Source organism: Mangrovimonas sp. ST2L15 (assembly GCF_001280515.1).
GTDB lineage: Bacteria > Bacteroidota > Bacteroidia > Flavobacteriales > Flavobacteriaceae > Mangrovimonas > Mangrovimonas futianensis.
Map to the genome: position 1 here is coordinate 1 of NZ_LBIQ01000019.1, position 21,412 is coordinate 21,412.

19 protein-coding genes are annotated in these 21,412 nt (G+C 36.2%); 6 read left to right on the forward strand and 13 right to left on the reverse strand.

Features of this window, described 5'->3' with window-relative positions; translation table 11 throughout:
* The 3 genes from ZA07_RS01720 to ZA07_RS01730 all read left to right on the forward strand — a co-directional run.
* On the forward strand, positions 1-2,465 hold a 2,465-nt coding region (locus ZA07_RS01720; protein ID WP_157492024.1), incomplete at its 5' end, for a gliding motility-associated C-terminal domain-containing protein.
* Positions 2,466-2,476: 11 nt separating this feature from the next.
* Positions 2,477-3,406, forward strand: coding sequence for a type IX secretion system membrane protein PorP/SprF (locus tag ZA07_RS01725; protein ID WP_053970012.1), 930 nt, complete (start codon positions 2,477-2,479; stop codon positions 3,404-3,406).
* 11 nt (positions 3,407-3,417) lie between these two features.
* Entirely contained in the window at positions 3,418-5,340 is a 1,923-nt protein-coding gene (locus ZA07_RS01730; RefSeq protein WP_053970125.1) for an OmpA family protein, read from the forward strand.
* Between the two features lie 367 nt (positions 5,341-5,707).
* Here the strand turns inward: ZA07_RS01730 and ZA07_RS01735 are convergent, their stop codons facing one another.
* From ZA07_RS01735 to lon, 10 genes are all read right to left on the reverse strand, one after another.
* Positions 5,708-6,202 carry a CAP domain-containing protein gene (locus tag ZA07_RS01735; protein ID WP_053970013.1) on the reverse strand — a complete coding sequence of 165 codons (495 nt, stop codon included), beginning with the start codon at positions 6,200-6,202 and terminating at the stop codon, positions 5,708-5,710.
* A 164-nt stretch (positions 6,203-6,366) separates the two neighbouring features.
* Positions 6,367-7,017: a pyridoxamine 5'-phosphate oxidase gene (gene pdxH, locus ZA07_RS01740; protein WP_053970014.1), complete on the reverse strand. Its 651-nt coding sequence runs from the start codon at positions 7,015-7,017 to the stop codon at positions 6,367-6,369.
* Positions 7,018-7,057: 40 nt separating this feature from the next.
* Positions 7,058-7,963: a ribonuclease Z gene (locus ZA07_RS01745; RefSeq protein WP_053970015.1), complete on the reverse strand. Its 906-nt coding sequence runs from the start codon at positions 7,961-7,963 to the stop codon at positions 7,058-7,060.
* Positions 7,964-7,965: 2 nt separating this feature from the next.
* Positions 7,966-8,298: a hypothetical protein gene (locus ZA07_RS01750; protein ID WP_053970016.1), complete on the reverse strand. Its 333-nt coding sequence runs from the start codon at positions 8,296-8,298 to the stop codon at positions 7,966-7,968.
* A gap of 4 nt (positions 8,299-8,302) precedes the next feature.
* Entirely contained in the window at positions 8,303-9,232 is a 930-nt protein-coding gene (locus ZA07_RS01755; protein ID WP_053970017.1) for an aspartate carbamoyltransferase catalytic subunit, read from the reverse strand.
* A 3-nt stretch (positions 9,233-9,235) separates the two neighbouring features.
* Positions 9,236-9,775 carry a bifunctional pyr operon transcriptional regulator/uracil phosphoribosyltransferase PyrR gene (gene pyrR, locus ZA07_RS01760; RefSeq protein ID WP_053970126.1) on the reverse strand — a complete coding sequence of 180 codons (540 nt, stop codon included), beginning with the start codon at positions 9,773-9,775 and terminating at the stop codon, positions 9,236-9,238.
* A gap of 121 nt (positions 9,776-9,896) precedes the next feature.
* Positions 9,897-11,729 carry a 30S ribosomal protein S1 gene (rpsA, locus tag ZA07_RS01765; protein WP_053970018.1) on the reverse strand — a complete coding sequence of 611 codons (1,833 nt, stop codon included), beginning with the start codon at positions 11,727-11,729 and terminating at the stop codon, positions 9,897-9,899.
* A gap of 178 nt (positions 11,730-11,907) precedes the next feature.
* A complete protein-coding gene (gene cmk, locus ZA07_RS01770) occupies positions 11,908-12,603 on the reverse strand; it encodes a (d)CMP kinase (protein WP_053970019.1) in 696 nt (231 codons plus the stop codon).
* 2 nt (positions 12,604-12,605) lie between these two features.
* Positions 12,606-13,625, reverse strand: coding sequence for a type IX secretion system protein PorQ (gene porQ / locus ZA07_RS01775; protein ID WP_053970020.1), 1,020 nt, complete (start codon positions 13,623-13,625; stop codon positions 12,606-12,608).
* 97 nt (positions 13,626-13,722) lie between these two features.
* A complete protein-coding gene (gene lon / locus ZA07_RS01780; protein WP_053970021.1) occupies positions 13,723-16,173 on the reverse strand; it encodes an endopeptidase La in 2,451 nt (816 codons plus the stop codon).
* A 226-nt stretch (positions 16,174-16,399) separates the two neighbouring features.
* Between lon and ZA07_RS01785 the strand changes: the two genes are divergently transcribed.
* From ZA07_RS01785 to ZA07_RS01795, 3 genes are read left to right on the forward strand one after another with little or no spacing between them, the layout of a single operon-like run.
* Entirely contained in the window at positions 16,400-16,963 is a 564-nt protein-coding gene (locus tag ZA07_RS01785) for an RNA polymerase sigma factor (protein ID WP_053970022.1), read from the forward strand.
* 12 nt (positions 16,964-16,975) lie between these two features.
* A complete protein-coding gene (locus ZA07_RS01790) occupies positions 16,976-17,536 on the forward strand; it encodes a hypothetical protein (protein WP_053970023.1) in 561 nt (186 codons plus the stop codon).
* Positions 17,514-18,608 carry a hypothetical protein gene (locus ZA07_RS01795; protein WP_053970024.1) on the forward strand — a complete coding sequence of 365 codons (1,095 nt, stop codon included), beginning with the start codon at positions 17,514-17,516 and terminating at the stop codon, positions 18,606-18,608. The genes ZA07_RS01790 and ZA07_RS01795 overlap by 23 nt, the downstream gene beginning before the upstream one ends.
* Before the next feature lie 37 nt (positions 18,609-18,645).
* On the opposite strand, the gene ZA07_RS01800 is transcribed toward ZA07_RS01795, so the two are convergent.
* The 3 genes from ZA07_RS01800 to ZA07_RS01810 all read right to left on the reverse strand — a co-directional run bounded on the left by ZA07_RS01800 (position 18,646) and on the right by ZA07_RS01810 (position 21,406).
* The gene (locus ZA07_RS01800) at positions 18,646-19,647 is read right to left on the reverse strand and encodes a hypothetical protein (protein WP_157492025.1); all 1,002 of its coding nucleotides are present in this window, start codon (positions 19,645-19,647) and stop codon (positions 18,646-18,648) included.
* A 116-nt stretch (positions 19,648-19,763) separates the two neighbouring features.
* Entirely contained in the window at positions 19,764-20,360 is a 597-nt protein-coding gene (locus ZA07_RS01805) for a hypothetical protein (protein ID WP_053970026.1), read from the reverse strand.
* Between the two features lie 107 nt (positions 20,361-20,467).
* On the reverse strand, positions 20,468-21,406 hold the full coding sequence (locus tag ZA07_RS01810) for a DUF6252 family protein (RefSeq protein WP_053970027.1): 939 nt from the start codon (positions 21,404-21,406) through the stop codon (positions 20,468-20,470).
* Between the last annotated feature and the right edge of the window lie 6 nt (positions 21,407-21,412).

Below are 21,412 nucleotides of genomic sequence, written 5' to 3' on the forward strand. Positions count from 1 at the left end.
TCAATATTCAAGATACAACTGCTCCAGTGGCTCCTGACGCTCCTGCAGATATCACTTACGAGTGTATCGGCGATATGCCTGCTGCTGGTGAGTTGACTGCTACAGACAACTGTGCTGGTGACATTACTGCTACTGCTGTAGATAGCATGGACGATACAGATCCTTGTAACATTGTGGTGACCAGAACGTGGACATTCACTGATGCGTGTAACAACTCATCTTCGGTGTCACAGACCATCACCATTCAAGATACAACTGCTCCAGTGGCTCCTGACGCGCCTGCAGATATCACTTACGAGTGTATCGGCGATATGCCTGCTGCTGGTGAGTTGACCGCTACAGACAACTGTGCTGGTGATATTACAGCTACTGCTGTAGATAGCATGGACGATACAAATCCTTGTAACATTGTGGTGACCAGAACGTGGACATTCACTGATGCGTGTAACAACTCATCTTCAGTGTCACAGACCATCACTATTCAAGATACAACGGCACCAGTTGCTCCTGAGGCGCCTGCAGATATCACTTACGAGTGTATCGGCGATATGCCTGCTGCTGGTGAGTTGACTGCTACAGACAACTGTGCTGGTGATATTACAGCTACTGCTGTAGATAGCATGGACGACACAGATTCTTGTAACATCGTGGTGACCAGAACGTGGACATTCACTGATGCATGTAACAATTCATCTTCAGTGTCACAGACCATCACTATTCAAGATACAACGGCACCAGTTGCTCCTGAGGCGCCTGCAGATATCACTTACGAGTGTATCGGCGACATGCCTGCTGCTGGTGAGTTGACTGCTACAGACAACTGTGCTGGTGACATTACAGCTACTGCTGTGGATAGCATGGACGATACAGATCCTTGTAACATGGTGGTGACCAGAACGTGGACATTTACTGATGCGTGTAACAATTCATCTTCGGTGTCACAGACCATCACTATTCAAGATACAACAGCTCCGGTTGCTCCTGACGCTCCTGCAGATATCACTTACGAGTGTATCGGCGACATGCCTGCTGCTGGTGAGTTGACCGCTACAGATAACTGTGCTGGTGACATTACAGCTACTGCTGTGGATAGCATGGACGATACAGATCCTTGTAACATTGTGGTGACCAGAACGTGGACATTCACTGATGCGTGTAACAACTCATCTTCAGTGTCACAGACCATCACTATTCAAGATACAACGGCTCCGGTGGCTCCTGAGGCTCCTGCAGATATCACTTACGAGTGTATCGGCGATATGCCTGCTGCTGGTGAGTTGACCGCTACAGACAACTGTGCTGGTGACATTTCTGCTACTGCTGTAGATAGCATGGACGATACAGATACTTGTAACATTGTGGTGACCAGAACGTGGACATTCACTGATGCGTGTAACAATTCATCTTCGGTGTCACAGACCATCACTATTCAAGATACAACGGCTCCGGTGGCTCCTGACGCTCCTGCAGATATCACTTACGAGTGTATCGGCGACATGCCTGCTGCTGGTGAGTTGACTGCTACAGACAACTGTGCTGGTGACATTACAGCTACTGCTGTGGATAGCATGGACGATACAGATACTTGTAACATCGTGGTGACCAGAACGTGGACATTTACTGATGCATGTAACAATTCATCTTCAGTGTCACAGACCATCACCATTCAAGATACAACAGCGCCAACAGTTTTAACAGATTTGGCAGATATAACCGTAAGTTGTGATGATGTTCCAACTGAACCTACTTTAGAATTTGATGATTGTTCTGAAGTTACTATTACTGATTTTACGGAAGATAATGGATTTGATGGCACAGCAAATGATTACGATATTGTTTGGACATGGACTTTTGTAGATGCTTGTGGTAATGAAGCAACGGCGAGTCAAACCGTACACGTCTTGATAAGTATTGACGTAGTTGAAACTTTTGATCAGCGATGTAATGATGATGGAGAAATTGATTTATTTGATTATTACTCTGGTAATGATTTATCAGGAACATGGACAGTTCTTGCTGGAAATACCGAATTGAACGGTTCCATTTTTGATCCTTCAGAAGTTTTACTAGGTGACTACGTATTTAGTTACACCGTAGCAAATGGAGCGTGTTTGACTTCTTATGAAGTTACCATTAATATCAATGATGACTGTTTGGTTCTACCTTGTGGTGACAATATAGAAATTTCTAAAGCCATCACTCCAAACGGAGACCAATGGAATGAATTCTTTGAAATTACTGGTGTAGAAGAATGTGATTTCATAATTGATGTTAAGATTTTCAACAGATGGGGAGCTATGATCTTTGAAACTGACAATTACCAAAATAACTGGAATGGTCAAACCCATAAATCCTCTATTGGAAATGCCGATAAAGTACCTAACGGAACATATTACTATATAGTAACCCTAAAAAATAGTGGATTGAAGCCTTTCACAGGTCATATCTACGTTGGAACCAAATAAAACCATAACCTATGAAACTTATTAGAAATTTTGTAGTAGCGTTAGCATTATTGAGTGGTATCCAAGGAATTGCCCAACAATTGCCCCAATTTACTCAGTACATGTATAACACCATTTCTATAAATCCAGCTTATGCGGGTAGTAGAGAAACGCTAAGTATAGTGGGACTCCACCGAAGTCAATGGGTAGGATTTGACGGTGGACCAACCACCCAAACCCTGTCCATTCATTCCCCATTAAGGAATGAAAAAATCGGAATTGGTATGTCATTCATTAACGACAAATTAGGGGATGAACGATTCACTTACCTTTACGGAGACTTTTCTTACACCATTAATACCGGTGAGAAAACTAAATTGGCGTTTGGTATTAAAGCTGGTTTTACAAGCTATCGTTTAGACCGCTTAGCATTAGACCCTGGCGCAAACGACCCAAATATTTATGGAATTGAAGATCGCTGGAGCCCAAATATTGGAGCTGGTATCTTTTGGCACAGTCAAATGTGGTACCTAGGATTGTCAACACCAAGAATCCTGAATAACGACTACAATAGACATGATTCCAATGGACAAGAATTCCAAGCATTAGAAAGAGTCAGTTACTACTTTACTGGGGGATATGTATTCCCATTGGGTGACAACACAAAGTTCAAACCTGCATTCTTGGTTAAGGCTACCAATGGAGCGCCTATGTCATATGATTTAACTGGTAATTTTCTATTCTATGAAAAACTATGGTTAGGAGCAGGTTACCGAATTAATGAAAATACTTCAGCTCTAGGAGGTTTGATCGATTTTCAAGTTTCTAAACAATTCAGAATAGGTTACACTTATGAATACCCGCTTTCTGAAATCAACGATTACACTGGTGGTACCCACGAATTGATTGTTATGTTTGAATTATTTAAAATGAAAAGAATTAAATCCCCAAGATACTTCTAAATATGAACAGCATGAAAACAAAAGTTTTACTAATAATCATAGCATTATGCTCAACTTTTACTTTTGCCCAAGAAAAAGTTGCTGACAAATTTTTTGAGAAATATGCTTATTTGAAAGCTGCTGAATTGTATGAGGAAGCTGTCAAAAAAGGAGAGAATAGCGAGCATGTTTTAACACGATTGGGAGACTGTTATTACAACAATTCCAATTCGGAGCAAGCTGCCAAATGGTATAAAATGGCTTTGGACAAATATGAAAACAAAATCAGTCCAGAATACATTTATAAGTATATTCAAACCCAAAGAAGTTTAGGCAACTATGAAGAAGCCGAAAAGTGGTTAGCTAAGTTTAAGGACATTCAAAATGATGACAGACGTGCCGATGAATTGGCCTCTAGCAACTTAAGTCTTTATGAAAAATTATCAACTCCTAAAGGACTTTTCGTAGACGTAAAAGGATTGGATATTAATTCCACTTATGCGGATTTTGGTCCCGTTGTCATGGATAGCGTGATGTTCTTCTCTACTTCAAGAAATACGGAAAATGAAATTTATAAATGGAATGGAGAACCTTTTTTAGACATTTATGTAGCCGACAGGGTTATGGAAGATGGAAAGGCGAAATTTTCTGAGCCACAATTGGTAAATTTTTCTGGAGTTAAAAGAAAAAATATTCATAACGCCAATCCGGTATTTTCAAAAGATGGGAAGACCATGTATTTTACGAGGGATAATGTCGATAAAAGAAACAGACCTCGTTATGACAAGGAAGGAACTACCCATCTTAAAATGTATAGAGCTACTCTAGTTGATTCTTTGTGGAGTAATGTGGAAGAGTTACCCTTTAATGATGATGTCTATTCTACAGGACATCCAGCCTTAAGTTTAGACAACAAAACACTTTACTTTGTTTCTGACCGAGAAGGAGGTTTTGGACAAACAGATATCTATCAAGTAACCATTAATGATGATGGTTCTTTTGGAACTGTAGAAAACATGGGAGAAAAAGTCAACACAGAAGGAAGAGAAGTATTCCCTTTTATTGCAAAGGACAATACATTCTACTTTTCTTCTGACGGATTCTTAAATTTAGGATTATTGGACATTTTCAAATCGGATATCTTGAATAATTCCAATGCAGAAGCCGTGAATTTAGGTGCTCCTTACAATAGTGGTTACGATGATTTTGCTATCTACTTAGATTCTGATTCTGGAGATGGATTTTTCTCTTCAAATAGACCAGGAGGAAAAGGTAGTGATGATATTTACGGTTTTGTTTCTTATGATTGTCAACAAATCGTCCAAGGAATTGTGAGAGACAGTAAGATCCTTTCCATCCTTCAAGGAGCAACTGTTCAACTAATTGATGAATCTGGAAAAATTGTTGCCGAAACAACTACCGATGAAAATGGTGTTTATAAATTGGAAGCTGATTGTGATAAAAAATACACCGTTCTAGCCAGTAAGGCCGACTACAAAGATGATATAAAAGAAGTTGAAACTTCCAACGAGCATATGAAAGAACATCAAGTAGATCTTAACTTGATTCCTCTTATCAATCTAAATGAAATTGTGATCAACCCTATTTTCTTTAATTTCGATAAATGGGATATCAGAGCTGATGCAGCTTACGAATTAGAAAATATTGTTTCAGTCATGAGAGAGCATCCAAACATGGTTATTAAGATTGAGTCCCATACAGATAGCCGTGGTAGTGATAAATACAACATGAAATTATCTGATAGAAGAGCTAAATCGACCAGAGACTACATTCTATCCAGAAACATTGCACCAGAACGTATTGAAAGTGCCATTGGGTATGGAGAAAGCCAATTGGTCAATGAATGTTCCAACGGTGTTAAATGTTCTGAAGAAAGACACCAAGAAAACAGACGATCTAAATTCATCATTCTTTCTGGTAAAGAAGAAAAATAACATGGAGGGTTAAATTATTTTAACTTTTTGTAAGACTATTTCTGAGTAATAAGGTTTAGTGATTATTTAATATTATAGCTTACATATTATACCTTCCTAACAATGCCTTATTACTAAAAAGCCACCCAATCCTGGGTGGCTTTTAAATTTATAACATATTCTAATGTCGTTATACATTCTACCCATATTCCAAAAAAGTACTTACCCTCACCCTGAAAGGATACGACGAGGAATAAGTTAATTAGAATAACTTCCAAGCAAAAAAAAACCACCGATACCGGTGGTTTTCTCACAAGAATTGTTGTTTTGCTACTAATCAATCATGATTTTCAACAATCTTTGGTTATCATCTTAGCTTACATATAACCTATTTCTTTATGAATATATTGGTAAAATACCATTTACCTTGACTGTTCTTTTCAGCGGATACGTCAAAATCTGTAAAATCTCCTATAATATTTTCCCTGTGAGCATCACTGTTAATCCAAGCATTGACAACAGATTCAGCAGATGTAAACCCATAGGCTACATTTTCATTAACTTTAACTGCACCAGTATGGTCCATTAAAAAAGCCTTTCTTTGAAAAAAGTAATCGTGAGATACCGAATTTTGAGCTACCATATAATCTGTATGACTATAGGCTTGTGATTTGATTAAATCCATACCGTTTAATGGAACCAACCCATTATTAATGCGGTAATCATTAATCAACTCCAAAATTTCTATTTCTATTTCTTTGGCTTGAGGTACTACAATTTGCTCTGTGGCCATTTCGGCTTTGTCATCCACACTTTCGGTAGAGCAGGAAAAGCTTAACATGGCGCATAGTACCAAAACTGGTAATATAGTAGGTCGTTTCATGTTGGGCAATTAAGATTTGGTGCTATAAAATTAACCGCCTAACTCAAAATAAATGTTAAATAAATGTTAATTTCGATTAAAAACACGCTTTTAATCGTTATTTATTTCCTTTTATCGATGAAATGCAATTTTAGATATGGTTTTAATGTATTACATCGGTTTTTTTAGGGAGATAATCGTTTTTTTACCCAATTATATTCCGAATCTAATTGATATCTGATTCTATCATGAAGTCTGTTGGGGCGTCCTTGCCAAAATTCTATTTCTACAGGTCTTACAAGAAATCCTCCCCAGTATGATGGCCTTTCAATTTCTTTACCTTCATAAAGTGCTTCTAGCTCAGTCAGTCTATTCTCCAGTTCTTCCCTACTTTCTAAAACTTCGCTTTGTTGAGAGACGATAGCACCTAATTGGCTACCTCTTGGTCTCGATTCAAAATAACCATCACTTAAATTTTCGGCTATTTTTTCTGCCTTTCCTTTTATAATGATTTGTCGCTCTGCTCCAGCCCAAAAAAAAGACAAACAAACATTTGGATTCTTAGCAATAGCTCTCCCCTTTTCACTTAGGTAATTGGTAAAAAATATGAATCCTTCATAATTAAATCGTTTTAAAAGCACCACCCTATTTTTGGGATATCCATCCAACCCCATGGTAGAAATAGTCATGGCATTGGTTTCATCTTCAGGAAAAAACTCATCTACCTCGTGAAACCATTTTTGAAAGAGTTCTAGTGGATTATTTGGTGTTTCTTGAAGTAACAACTCATGTTTTTCATAGGACTTTCTATAATGACTTAAATCGTTATTCTCCATAATTAAAAATTGACCTTAAATTTAAGAATAATTAGATTAATTAAAATTCAAACACTTTCCCTGCCTCTGCCAATTCAACATTAGAAAAAAATTCAGAAGCTTCTGTTCTGAAATCCTCTAAATTGTCATAGCGAGTGGAATAATGTCCCATAATTAAAGTGCCTACATTAGCTAATTTAGCAATAGTTGCAGCCTCCTTGGCAGTGCTATGCTTGGTTGGAGAGGCCAAATGTGCATGTTTCTCAAGAAAAGTAGATTCGTGGTATAGCACATTTACTTCATTAATTATAGGTACTATAGACTTTTCAAATGCTGTATCACTGCAAAATGCATAACTCCTTGCAGGTAAAGGTGGTTTTGTAACCTCTTCGTTTTTTATAAGAGTTCCATCATTACTCTCTACATCATAACCCTGCTTTAATTTCCGATAATAGGCTACATCAATGTCGGCATTAAGAACTGCATTTAAATCTAGTTTACGTTCCCCTGGCTTTTCTTTATATAAAAATCCATTTGTATAAACTCTATGATTTAGCGGAATAGTTCGAACTTCAACTAAATCATCTTCAAAAATCAATTCAGATTCCTTAGAGGTTAGTTCATGAAAAATTAAAGGGTAATTGGTCCATGAATCTCCTAACTTCAAGAGCATGGTAATCGCTTCCTTAATACCTTTGGGGCCATAAATGTGAAGCTCGGTTTCCCGAGTCAACAATCTAAATGTAGATATCAATCCCACCAAACCATAAAAATGATCCCCATGTAAATGGGAAATGAAAATATGTTTAATGCGATTGAATTTTATTTTATTTTTTCTAAGCTGAACTTGAGTGCCTTCTCCACAATCTATCAAAAAAATGTGATTTTTGATTTCTAAAACCTGAGATGTGGGATGCGTATGAATTCTCGGAGTTGCACTATGACAGCCTAAAATGGTTAATTTCATATTTAAAAACCTAGATCTCTTTCCATCTCTTCCATTTCAATGACATCATAGGCCTCCTTAGTGGTTGGTACCACAACTATTTCGTTGGGCATTTCATCAAAATTGACTTTGTCAGTTACGATTACAAACGAATGTTTAGCTTTTCTATGCTTATTTGACAACCTTAAAAACTCAATAATTTGTTCTAAGCTAATGCTTTTTAAACTGTTCAGATTGACAATGATATTATCGTTTTTATAGCGATCATATATCACTTCCATTTTTTTTACCAACTCGACAATAGTTGCCTTTTCTTGAGTAATTATGGTAATATTTTCATCCTTATCAATAAGCATATCTCTAATTTTTAATTTTAGAAGCTAATAAATAGATTACAGCCATTCTAACTGCTACCCCATTTTGAACTTGATCCAAAATAATAGCTTGATCAGAATCTGCTACATCACTAGTAATTTCCACTCCCCTATTGATTGGTCCCGGGTGCATGATTACTATTTCCTTATCTAAAGAATCTAATAAGGCTTTATTTACACCAAATTGCTGTGTGTATTCCCTTGTTGATGGAAAATAGCTGATATCCATTCTCTCATTTTGAACTCTTAGCATATTAGCTACATCACACCATTCCAAAGCCTTTCTTAAGTTGGTTTCAACCTTAACACCCAATTTATCAATATACTTAGGAAGAAGTGTTTTTGGTCCGCATACCATGACATTGGCACCTTGTAATTGTAAGGCAAAAATATTTGAGAGCGCGACTCTACTATGCAATATATCACCTACAATAACGACATTTTTTCCTCCAACTTCTCCTAAACGCTCCCTAATAGAAAACGAATCTAATAGCGCTTGGGTTGGATGCTCATGAGCTCCATCACCTGCATTGACAATACTCGCATTGACATGTTGGGATAGAAAGACACCTGCTCCAGGATTGGGATGTCTCATAACCACCATATCAACTTTCATGGAGAGAATATTATTAACCGTGTCTATTAAGGTTTCTCCTTTCTTTACAGATGATTGAGATGCCGAAAAATTAATCACATCGGCCGAGAGTCTTTTCTCAGCAAGTTCAAAGGACAATTTGGTCCTTGTTGAGTTTTCAAAAAATAGATTAGCTATCGTAATATCTCTTAAAGAAGGAACCTTCTTAATAGGTCTATTAATGACTTCCTTAAAATGATCTGCGGTGCTGAAAATAAGATCAATGTCTGCTTTATTCAGATATTTGATCCCTAATAAGTGATTGACACTTAATTCACTCATGTTTTAATTATTTATAAGATAAACCGAATCTTCTCCTTCGTTTTCACTCCAATTTACCTTTACTTTTTCATTATTTATAGCATCAACTTGTCTGCCTCTATAATCGGGTTGAATAGGTAAATGTCTGCTAAACCTTCTATCTATAAGAGTTAATAGCTCTATTTCAGCCGGTCTTCCAAACGATTGAATAGCAGTAAGGGCTGAACGAATGCTTCGTCCAGTATATAGTACATCATCTATAAACACAATTCGCTTGTCTTCCACAATAAAATCAATATGGGTGGAATTGGCCTGTAATGGCTTATCACTCCTTCTAAAATCATCCCTAAAAAAAGTGATGTCTAGTGAACCCCATTTAATATCCTTTATTTGATAATCCTCTTGCAGAATTTTAACCAATCTATCGGCTAAAAATTTCCCTCTAGGTTGAAGACCAATGAGCGCTGTATTTGAGAAATCGTTGTGTTTTTCAATAAGTTGACAAGCCAATCTATGTAGAATGATGTTTACCTCTTTGTTGTTAAGTAAAACTTTTTGACTCATAGTATTCCCAAACATTGTTTGGTAAACAAAGATAAGCTAAAAATTGAGTTTTCGAATGCTCATAAAATAAAAAAGCCTTCAAAAATTGAAGGCTTTCTTTATTGGTAATGGATTGAAAAAATTATTTCTTTCCGTCCATTTTATCCTTAAGAGCTTGTAAAGCATCATTGGCATCACCTAATGTAGGCTTAGCTTCTGCTGCAGCAGCTTCTGCTTTTTTAGCAGCAGCTTTTACAATCTTAGCTTCTTCTTCTCTGAAGACTGCAGTGTGTGAAGCAACAACTCTCTTGAATTCTTTGTTGAATTCAATGATTTTAAATTCTGCTTCTTCACCTTTCTTAAGTTTCTTACCATCTTCTTTCTCTAAATGACGAGCTGGTACGAAAGCTACGATGTCTTCATTAAATTCTACAGTAGCACCTTTGTCAACGATTTCAGTTACCTCTGCAGTGTGAGATGACCCAACTGCGAAGTCTTTTTCGTATTTATCCCAAGGGTTCTCTGTAGTTTGTTTGTGACCTAAACTTAATTTACGTCCTTCAACATCCAATTCAAGAACAATCACATCCAATTTGTCTCCTACGTTACAGAATTCACTTGGGTGCTTGATTTTCTTAGTCCAAGATAAATCAGAGATATAAATCAATCCGTCAATACCTTCTTCTAATTCAACAAATACACCAAAGTTTGTAAAGTTACGTACAACACCTGTGTGCTTAGAACCTACAGGATACTTAGAAGTAATATCAGTCCATGGATCTGGAGTCAATTGCTTGATACCAAGAGACATTTTACGCTCTTCTCTATCTAAAGTTAAGATAACTGCTTCAACTTCATCACCGATAGCAACGAAATCTTGAGCAGAACGTAAATGTGTAGACCAAGACATTTCAGAAACGTGAATCAATCCTTCAACACCATCAGCAACTTCAATAAACGCACCGTAATCTGCAATTACAACTACTTTACCTTTTACTTTGTCACCAACTTTAACTTCTTCTCCAAGAGCATCCCATGGGTGCTTGCTCAATTGCTTAAGACCTAATTGGATTCTTGATTTATCTTCATCAAAATCAAGGATTACAACGTTTAATTTTTGATCTAATTCAACAATTTCATTTGGATGGTTGATTCTTGACCAAGAAAGATCTGTAATGTGAACTAAACCGTCAACACCACCTAAGTCAATAAACACACCATAAGAAGTAATGTTTTTAACAACACCTTCTAATACTTGTCCTTTTTCTAATTGACCAATGATTTCTTTCTTTTGTTCTTCTATATCAGCTTCAATTAAAGCTTTATGAGAAACTACTACGTTCTTAAATTCGTGGTTGATTTTAACAACTTTGAATTCCATAGTTTTGTTAACGTAAGCATCGTAGTCACGGATAGGCTTCACGTCAATTTGAGAACCTGGTAAGAATGCTTCAATACCAAATACGTCAACGATCATACCTCCTTTAGTTCTACACTTAACGAAACCATTAACGATTTCACCAGTATCATGAGCTGCGTTAACACGATCCCAAGCTTTAATCACACGAGCTTTTCTGTGGGATAATACCAATTGACCTGTTGCGTCTTCACGCACGTCAATCAATACTTCTACTTTGTCTCCTACTTTTAAGTTTGGATTGTAACGGAATTCGTTCAAAGAAACAACACCTTCAGATTTAGCATTGATATCGATAATAGCATCACGATCTGTAATGTGAACTACTTCTCCTTCTACTACTTCATCATCTAAAGTGTCTACGAAATTCTCTGCAACTAACTTTTCGAATTCTTTCAATTGAGAGTCTTCTACTTCGTCGATTCCTTCTTCGTAATTGTGCCAGTTGAAATCTTTTAAAAATTTCTCTGGGTTTGCTTGAGCCGCAGAAACTTGCGGTGCCTCAGCAGTTTTTGCTTCAGTTGCTTCAACTTCAGCTTGTTTTGCATTTTCAGCCATATGCTGATTATTAATTTGTATTCTGCAGTTGATGGAAGTTTAAGCGATGGCTACAGAAGATTATTAATGATAAAATTTTCGGTTCCTTTTTTCTATCCATTGATTCGCTAAAAAAGGAGTGCAAAAATAATACTTAAAATCCAATAAACCTAATGTTATATCGCTAAAAATTAAAGGCTTAGTTTTCAGAATCAATAGCCTTTTGAACCAAGTCCATTATTTCACTAAAAACTTGTTCTTCAGTCAAATAAGAATTATCAATATCAATAGCGCCTTCGGCTCTTTTTAAAGGGGATTGTTTTCTTGTAGAATCAATATGATCACGTTCTCTCACGTTATTCAAAACATCATCAAACGAAATTTGATCTCCGCGAGCCTTTAACTCCTCATAACGTCGTTGTGCTCTCACCTGCTCAGATGCTGTCATGAATATTTTTAATTCAGCATTAGGAAAAACAACAGTTCCAATATCTCTCCCATCCATAACAACTCCTTTGTCTTCACCCAGTTTCCTCTGCTTTTTAACCAAAAAAGTCCGCACCTCAGGAACAGCAGCTACCTGACTTACAAAAGAAGACACATCTAAGGTTCTTATTTCTTTTTCAACATTTTCTCCATTCAAGTAAACCTCTGCAAATCCAACCTCTGGATTAAAATGAAAAGCCAACTCAATATCTTCAAGTTTTGAGATTAAGGTACCCTTATCAAAATGGTTATCATCAATCCATTCGTGTCTCATGGCAAACAAAGTCACTACACGATACATGGCGCCGCTATCTACATAGACATATCCCAATTTTGAAGCTAATTTCTTGGCGACCGTACTTTTTCCTGTCGAAGAATAACCATCTATGGCAATTGTAATTTTATCCATCCTTATCTCAAATCAATTTGTAAGCCAAAGAAATTGGCATTTGATGCACTTGTATATCTAGCGTGTGTGTAGCTAAAACGAAATTTATTCAACTTCACACCAAATCCGGCAGAAATTCCAGAAAAATTTCTTTCATCAACAATCCTTAATTCCTCACCCCTCCTAAAATTATATCCAATTCTAATGTTGAATCCGCCTTTTGGAAAAAATTCTGCTCCTAAGATGGTATGCCTTAATACATTAGTAAAAAAACCAACTTCTTCTTGTGTTTGATTTCCTTCCAAATCGGTTTCTGCCCTAGAAGGGTTGGAAACTGAAATAGGCCACTTTTGAAGATTTTCAAAAGTGATGTGCCACCTTAAAGGAATATGCTCTAATGTTTGGGAAAGACCAAGAGCTACCTCAAATGGCAATGATTCTCTTTGTCCGGCATACGTAGTAATTTGAGTTCCAAAATTGCGTACTACCAAAGCTGCCTGAAATTCGATATCTTCATCTAAATATATCAAACCAGCATCCACAGCTGCACCAAAGGAATTATACTGTTCTAGTTTTGATGTTATTAATTTAATACTTCCGCCTAAGTAAAAATCAGACCAACCCAATTGTTTGGCATAACCAAAAGATACTGCCGCTTCATTACCCGTAAAGGAACCGGTGGCATTACCTAACTCATCATAACCGTCAAAGCTTCCGTAATTAATGTAATTGACACCTATATGAAACGTTTGTGTTCTACGATCGACTGTATAGGCATATGCTGCCGTACCATAATTGATTCCTCCAAGATAATTACTATAGTTTACGGCCAACTGACCGTCCATTTCAACATTTATAGTTGCAGGATTGTATATGGCTTGAGTGACATCATAATCAATGTTAGTGATCGTCTTGCCTCCCAATGCTGCTTGTCTTGGCGATGAAATTAAATTCAAAAACTGATAGGTTGACTCACCTCCTATTTGAGACCAGCCAACCAATGAAGTAAGAAAGAACAATAAAACCGGGTAGTTCTTTTTCATAGAGACGCAAAATAACTAAATCTATCTTAAAACGACTGTATGGTTTATTTATTTTTATTTAAAGAAAAAACCTCGAGGAAGTCTCGAGGTTACTCATTTATAATTCTTTTGCGTTATTGACTTTCTGATTGGTGAGTGCAATTTTAAGAACATCACTCATATCACTAACATAATGGAAGGTTAATCCTTTAAGATATTCTTCTTTTATTTCGTTAATATCTCTTCTATTCTCTTCACAAAGCACTATCTCCTTAATTCTAGCTCGTTTGGCCGCCAAGATTTTCTCCTTAATTCCTCCCACTGGTAACACTTTACCTCTTAAGGTAATTTCCCCAGTCATGGCTAAATTCTTCTTAACCTTTCTTTGAGTAAAGAGTGATACAAGCGATGTCAACATGGTGATACCAGCGCTAGGTCCATCTTTTGGTGTAGCACCTTCAGGTACATGTATATGCACATTGTATTTATCAAATATCTCAGGGTTTAGATTAAATTCATCAGCATGAGCTTTAATATACTCCATGGCAATGGTAGCCGATTCCTTCATCACTTTTCCAAGGTTTCCAGTAATGTTCAATTGACCTTTACCCTTTGACAATATCGATTCAATAAAAAGAATATCCCCTCCTACTTGAGTCCAAGCCAAACCAGTTACAACTCCGGCCACATTATTATTTTCATATTTGTCACGCTCTAATCTTGGTGCCCCCAATACTTCAATAACATCATCATTGGTAACTTTCACGTGATATTCTTCTTCCATGGCTATATTCTTAGCTGCATATCTCACCATTTTGGCGATTTGCTTTTCCAATCCACGTACTCCCGATTCTCTAGTGTAACCTTCTACTATTTTCTCAAGCTGGGTTTTACCAATTTTTAAATCTTTAGCCGTTAAACCATGTTCTTTTAATTGCTTTGGAAGAAGATGCCTTTTGGCAATCTCCACTTTCTCTTCAATGGTATAACCAGTCACATTAATAATCTCCATTCTATCCCTTAAAGCGGGTTGAATGGTTGCTAAACTATTGGAAGTTGCAATAAACATGACCTTAGACAAATCAAATCCCATTTCTAAGAAATTGTCATAGAAATCACTGTTTTGCTCTGGGTCCAATACTTCCAACATAGCAGATGAAGGATCCCCTTGATGGGAATTTGACAATTTATCAATTTCATCCAAAACAAACACAGGATTTGATGTACCTGCTTTTTTAAGGTTTTGAATAATCCTTCCAGGCATAGCACCTATATAAGTTTTTCTATGTCCTCTAATTTCAGCTTCATCTCTTAATCCACCTAAAGACATTCTGATGTATTCCCTTCCCAGTGCCTCTGCAATAGATTTACCCAACGAGGTTTTACCAACACCTGGAGGCCCATACAAACATAGGATGGGAGATTTCATATCGTTTCTTAACTTAAGAACTGCCAAATACTCAATAATTCTCTTTTTAACATCATCCAAGCCATAATGATCGCGATCCAAAATTCTTTTGGCTCGTTTCAAATCAAAATTATCCTTGCTAAATTCGTTCCAAGGTAAGTCCAGAAAAAGATCCAGATAATTTCTTTGGATTGAATACTCCGCTACCTGCGGATTCATACGGTGCATTTTGGCAATCTCCTTTTCGAAATGCTTAGCAACTTTTTCATCCCATTTCTTAGACTTGGAACGCTCCTTCATTTCTTCCAACTCTTCATCATAACTCACACCACCCAACTCTTCTTGAATGGTTTTCATTTGTTGGTGAAGGAAATATTCGCGCTGTTGTTGGTTCATGTCATTTTGCACCTTCAATTGGATGTCATTTTTCAACTCCAATTTTTGGTACTCTAAGTTCATAAACTTTAAGGTTTCCAGAGCACGATCTTTTAAATCACTCGATTCCAACAAAGACTGCTTTTCTTGAACGCTTAAGTTCATATTGGAAGAAACAAAATTGACCAAGAAGGAATTGCTTTGGATATTTTTAATAGCAAAGGAAGCTTCAGAAGGAATATTTGGACTTTCCTTAATAATCATCAATGATAAATCTTTGATAGATTCTATAATTGCCTCAAACTCCTTATTTGCTGGTTCGGGTTTTGTTTCAGAGACACCCTCTATCGTTGCTGTTATATAAGGTTCCTCAGTAATCACTTGATTGATTTGAAAACGCTTTTTACCTTGTAAAATAACCGTGGTATTTCCATCAGGCATTTTTAGCACCTTAAGAATTCTAGCTACCGTACCTGTTTGATGCAGGTCTTTAGCCGTAGGATTTTCAATTGCTTCATCCTTTTGAGCGACAACTCCAATTACTTTTCCACCTTTATTGGCATCATTAATTAACTTAATAGACTTATCTCTACCAGCGGTGATTGGAATAACCACGCCTGGAAACAAAACCGTATTTCTTAATGAAAGAATAGGTAATGTCTCGGGTAATTCCTCTTTATTAATTTCTTCTTCATCCTCGGGTGTCATTAAAGGGATTAACTCTGAATTCTCGTCAAAATCTTGTAATGACAAACTGTCAAGATTTAAAATACTTGTCTTCTTCATATATTTATTTAGGTCAAACTGTCATAACTTAGTAGAAATAACAGCTAATATCTTTTTAATTCATTAACAATTATTGAATCAATTGCCTTGTAACCCTTTAAAATAACTAAGGGAAGAAGGATTTGATTCCCCAATATTAGGCAATTAATATGCCAAGAAACTTTTTTTAATGCCAACTGTAACAATTTAAAAAAGCAATTATCTATATAATAACAAAACGTTTTAATTGTCACTAACCAAACAAAATATTGAGCAATTAGTCGAGCTATGTAAATCCGGTAACCAATTTGCGCAGTTGGAAGTATACAACAGATATTACAAAGCCATGTACAATGTAAGCTATAGAATTGTCAAAGACAGTTTTGAAGCTGAAGACATTATGCAGGATGCGTTCTTATCTGCTTTCACAAAGCTTGACACATTGCACGATACAGTGACTTTTGGTTCGTGGTTAAAACGAATTGTAATTAACAAGAGTATTTACAACTATAAAAAAAGTCATAAATACCAAAACGTTCCTTATGATGATGTCGCCTTTAAAATGGAACAGGCAGATGATGGCATATCGAGTGATTATGAGTATACCAATGTTAAGGCCCAAACGGTCTTGGATACTTTAAGCTCTTTAAAGGAAAGCTATCGAGTTGCCCTAACGCTTCATCTTATTGAAGGCTATGATTATGAGGAAATAAGTGATATCATGGATATGTCTTATGCAAACTGCCGCACCACTATATCGCGTGCCAAAGCTAGCTTAAGACAAAAATTACAACCACAGGTTGAACATTAAATAAACCAAGTTATGAATGATCCATTAGACAAATTATTTGAAAACCTTAATACATCCTTTGATGTGGAAGTGCCCAATGAAGGACACCAAAAAAGGTTTCTAGATAAACTGAACAACCAAAATAAAGAGGTATTGAAAAAACCTTCCAAATTGAGAACACTTTGGAAACCTCTTATGGGTATTGCCGCTACTGCTGCCATTGTATTAACAGTGCTCTTGGTTAATAAGCCTAGTGAATCATCCTATGATTTGGCAGCTGTATCACCTGAATTGGCTAAAACCGAAAGTTTTTTCACAGTCTCTATTGAGTCTGAAATGAAAAAACTGGAAAATGTTACCGATCATGATACCCAAGCTTTGGTAAAAGATGCCATGATTCAAATGAGCAAATTGGAAATGGAGTATGAAAAGCTCAAATCCGATTTGAGAAAAAGCGGCGATGACAAACGTGTGATTTATGCCATGATTTCGAATTTTCAAAATCGAATCAACATTTTAGAAAGTACCCTTAAACAAATTGAATTAGTTAAACAGTTAAAAAACAATAACAATGAAAGCAACCAAACTATATAGCATCCTTTTTATCTTACTTTTGGCACCTGCCTTTTTAATGGCTACAAACCCAACTGAGCCAAAAAGTAAGCATACTAAAGAGAAAACTATCAAAAAAAGCTTTTCGGTGAATTCTGATGCCACACTAAAAGTTGACAATAGTTACGGAAATCTAAATATCATTACTTGGAACGAGAATAAAATTGATATTGAAGTTACCATTACTACAGACGGAAATAACCTAGATAAGGTTCAACAAAAGCTTGATGAAATTACCGTAGATTTTGAAGCATCCCCTAGCCTGGTTTCTGCAAAAACCATTTTTAACAAGAATAAATCCAACAGTTGGTGGAACTGGAACGGTAATAACAAAGTGAATATGAAAATTAACTACGTTGTTAAAATGCCCGTTTCAAATTCTGTTGACCTTAGTAATGACTATGGAAATATCAATCTAGACAAATTGGAAGGTAATGCCAACATCAGTTGTGATTACGGAAAAATTATCACTAAAGAGCTCATGGGAGAAAGCAACCGACTAAATTTTGACTACACCAGTGGTTGTTATTTTGATTACATTAATAATGGATATATCAATGCTGATTACAGTGGGTTTACGGTTTCTAAATCAAAAAACTTAAAGATAAATGCAGATTATACCAATTCTGAAGTGGAAGCTGTGGAAAGTATTGAATACAATTGTGATTATGGCAATATGAAGATCAAAAAGGCCAATAACATTAAAGGATCAGGAGACTACCTTAATGTTATAATTGGAGAAGTATATCAAAATGTTAAGATAGATGCTGATTATGGATCTATAAAAATTGAAGAAATGACAGCTGGAGCAAAAAATATTGAAATCGATGGTGAATATACAGGCATCAAGGTAGGTTATAATGCCAACTATCAGTTTCAATTTGATATAGACTTGGAATATGCTTCCTTAAGTGGTGGAGATGATTTCACTTTTACTTCTAAAGAGAAAGATGGCAGTGATAAGAAATATGTAGGCCACTATGGCGGTCAAAGCAGCGGAAACTATGTTAAGATATCCTCAGATTACGGAGGTGTCACCATGCACAAAAAATAGCCAACTATATTAAGCCACTCAAATTTGAGTGGTTTTTTTAATTAAAATACGGATGATCTAGAGAGTAATCAAATGTTCCGTTCATGCATTGAAATGGACCCAATGCTATTTGTCCTGTATCGGCATATACAATTTCAAAATCAAATTCAAAAGTACCTTTTACAACTTTATCTATTAAATTAAATTCGGTAATACTAAAACTACCATTGGAAATGACCGAATAGACATCGCTATCGCCATCATTGTCTGTATCCCAATAACCGGTTCCATCTCGATATACAATACCTCCAAAGGGAATTGGTTGACCGTTACTATTAAAAGAATCTGAGTTTAAAACATAGGTACCTACTTGCCAATAGGCTTCTGGAATGTACAGGAATATTGTTTTGGTATTACTAGAATTACCTTCTGGGGTGTTAGTCCCACTTATCAAAAGATAATTATAAGAAACGAAATCATCGTTATTTATATGAGCAATGGTAACCACAGTGGGAATACTACTGTATGACGTTAAAAAATTGAACTGTTCTCCATTAATATTGGCAGTCATAACTGCATGTGCTTCACCATCCAAACTTGGAAAGGTAGTACAATCTAAATCATTTATTATTGCCTGCAATGTTCCATCATCCCCACATAATTGAATTTGATATTCCAGTGCCAACAAATAGTTATTGCACAAATCGTTATAGGTTTCTTCAGTTGAAAGATAATAAGCTGTTTGAGCTTCTTGAGTGGATAAGGTTGCAGTAAAACAATTTTCACAAGTGCCTAAGGAATCCAATTGACTCTGGAGTAATCCATCTGGGTCTCCACATGCTTGTATTTGATGCTCCAGAGCATCTGTTAAATCATTACAGAATACTGAATAGGTTGGTTCCGTAGCATTTTCCAAATTCTGAGAGGCCATTTCAACTGCTTGGATTGCTTGTTGACAATTCAAAGCAGCTAATTCATCTGGTAATAGACCTTCATATGGTTCATTATTACACGACACAGACAAAACTAAAAGAATTGTAATAATAATACTCCTACTCAAATCAAAATTAAGTTAAATGACTAAAAATAAGTCTTTTAATCTTGTTATTTCAATATAAAGTGTTAAAAAAAAGCCACTCAAATTTGAGTAGCTTTTATCTTTAATATAAAGTCAATTTATATTTTATAAAGAACGGTAGTTGAATTAATTTGAGTGGTTGTTTCTACTCCATTTACCGTTTCATTGATGGTTTCATTTTGAGATAAAGTTAAAATTTGCCCATCATTACTCAAATTGTAATCGGTGGTTTGTTGTCCTCCGAATTCTGACAAATCCATTCCTTGGAATTCAAAGGTAAAAAATGGATCGCTGATGGTCATCGTTCCATCTTCTGTTGTGTAGGTACCACTACCCGAAACATTACTATAGGTCTCCGATCCATTTTCCATTTCCATACCAGCCATATAAAAAACGGCATTTAGCGTATAACTTCCACTCGTAGTATAAGCATCCTCAGTAAAAGTCACTACATAATCAAAATCAGATCCTGTAATAACCCCATTGACAGATATAGCTTGTCCTAAATAATTGGAGTTTGTAGTTGTTTCAGCTTCAAAAGAAACCATTTCCCAGTCCCCTACTAAACCTGCGGGATCTGTATTGCCAGAGTCAGTTCCAAATTCACCTTCTAAAGTTTCATTGTCGCAAGATTGAAATGTGAAAACCGAAAAGGCTAAAAATAGAAAAGTAAGATATTTGATAGATTGGTTCATAATTTAGTTGTTTTTCGCAAACATAATGAATTTTTACTTTATGAAACCCCATAAATAAAAAAGCCACCCGGTCAGAGTGGCTTTTAAGTATCCTTAGGAAAATATTATTAGTAATAAACATCAAAACTACCATTCGAAATAGTCATGGTAGAACCATCACCAAGCTCTCCAACACAATTAAAAGTTCCTACTATATGGCCCGTAGACAAGTCATGGGTTGTCACATGAACAGTTCCCTCAAGAAGAGGTGTATTCGTAAGATCATTAAAGTCTTGATATTGAACATAAGGACTCATAAAATTTACTGGAATTCCAAAATTATAAGTTCCAGTTGACACATCGGCTGGAAGTGCCACCAGCATATTTTCAAGACTGTTTGTGGTAGCCATAATTCCTATACTCGTGCCGCTGCTTGTATCAATATTGATCGCATCCTCTACAAATTCTACCCCATCAATTTCGGCATAAAATTCATTGCCATTTGGATTATCATTAGGCAACCCAGCTTGAAAACTGATATTGGTGAAACTACCGTTGGTGAATTCAATGGTATTAGGTTGCATATTGGCATTATATCCAGAGAAGAAAAATGTTCCTGAAATGGTATTGTTTTGATTATCTATATTGGTAATAACTACTGTACCGGCCGAACTCATCGGATTAGTTGGATTGATTGAACCCCAAGTTTGGTTCTCTGATTCAGCTGGATTTTGAGTCCCAATATAAGCAGCTATACTTGGAACGCCAGGATTGTTTAAATCAACAATTCCTAGTTCGTAGGAACCTACAGAATTGCCTACAATAGCCAAAGTAAAAGTTTCATCTCCACTTACCGCCCCGATTGAAATCAAGTTATCGAGCACCGTAGCCCCAACTTGGTTTGTTTGAAACGTACTTCCGTTAAAATCTACCTGAAAATTCCCTTCTGAAGCTGGCATTTCCCCATTTCCGAACTCACCTTCCAAAGGTTCGTTCTCACAAGATTGTATAAAAAATAAGGCAATAAAAAGGAATAAGCTGGAATACAGTTGTTTGGTATAGTTCATAAAATT

Coding starts and splice junctions, on each gene's coding strand:
- ZA07_RS01725 (WP_053970012.1), top strand. CDS start 2,477: ATGAAACTTATTAGAAATTTTGTAGTAGCGTTAGCATTATTGAGTGGT.
- ZA07_RS01730 (WP_053970125.1), top strand. CDS start 3,418: ATGAAAACAAAAGTTTTACTAATAATCATAGCATTATGCTCAACTTTT.
- ZA07_RS01735 (WP_053970013.1), bottom strand. CDS start 6,202: ATGAAACGACCTACTATATTACCAGTTTTGGTACTATGCGCCATGTTA.
- pdxH (WP_053970014.1), bottom strand. CDS start 7,017: ATGGAGAATAACGATTTAAGTCATTATAGAAAGTCCTATGAAAAACAT.
- ZA07_RS01745 (WP_053970015.1), bottom strand. CDS start 7,963: ATGAAATTAACCATTTTAGGCTGTCATAGTGCAACTCCGAGAATTCAT.
- ZA07_RS01750 (WP_053970016.1), bottom strand. CDS start 8,298: ATGCTTATTGATAAGGATGAAAATATTACCATAATTACTCAAGAAAAG.
- ZA07_RS01755 (WP_053970017.1), bottom strand. CDS start 9,232: ATGAGTGAATTAAGTGTCAATCACTTATTAGGGATCAAATATCTGAAT.
- pyrR (WP_053970126.1), bottom strand. CDS start 9,775: ATGAGTCAAAAAGTTTTACTTAACAACAAAGAGGTAAACATCATTCTA.
- rpsA (WP_053970018.1), bottom strand. CDS start 11,729: ATGGCTGAAAATGCAAAACAAGCTGAAGTTGAAGCAACTGAAGCAAAA.
- cmk (WP_053970019.1), bottom strand. CDS start 12,603: ATGGATAAAATTACAATTGCCATAGATGGTTATTCTTCGACAGGAAAA.
- porQ (WP_053970020.1), bottom strand. CDS start 13,625: ATGAAAAAGAACTACCCGGTTTTATTGTTCTTTCTTACTTCATTGGTT.
- lon (WP_053970021.1), bottom strand. CDS start 16,173: ATGAAGAAGACAAGTATTTTAAATCTTGACAGTTTGTCATTACAAGAT.
- ZA07_RS01790 (WP_053970023.1), top strand. CDS start 16,976: ATGAATGATCCATTAGACAAATTATTTGAAAACCTTAATACATCCTTT.
- ZA07_RS01795 (WP_053970024.1), top strand. CDS start 17,514: ATGAAAGCAACCAAACTATATAGCATCCTTTTTATCTTACTTTTGGCA.
- ZA07_RS01805 (WP_053970026.1), bottom strand. CDS start 20,360: ATGAACCAATCTATCAAATATCTTACTTTTCTATTTTTAGCCTTTTCG.
- ZA07_RS01810 (WP_053970027.1), bottom strand. CDS start 21,406: ATGAACTATACCAAACAACTGTATTCCAGCTTATTCCTTTTTATTGCC.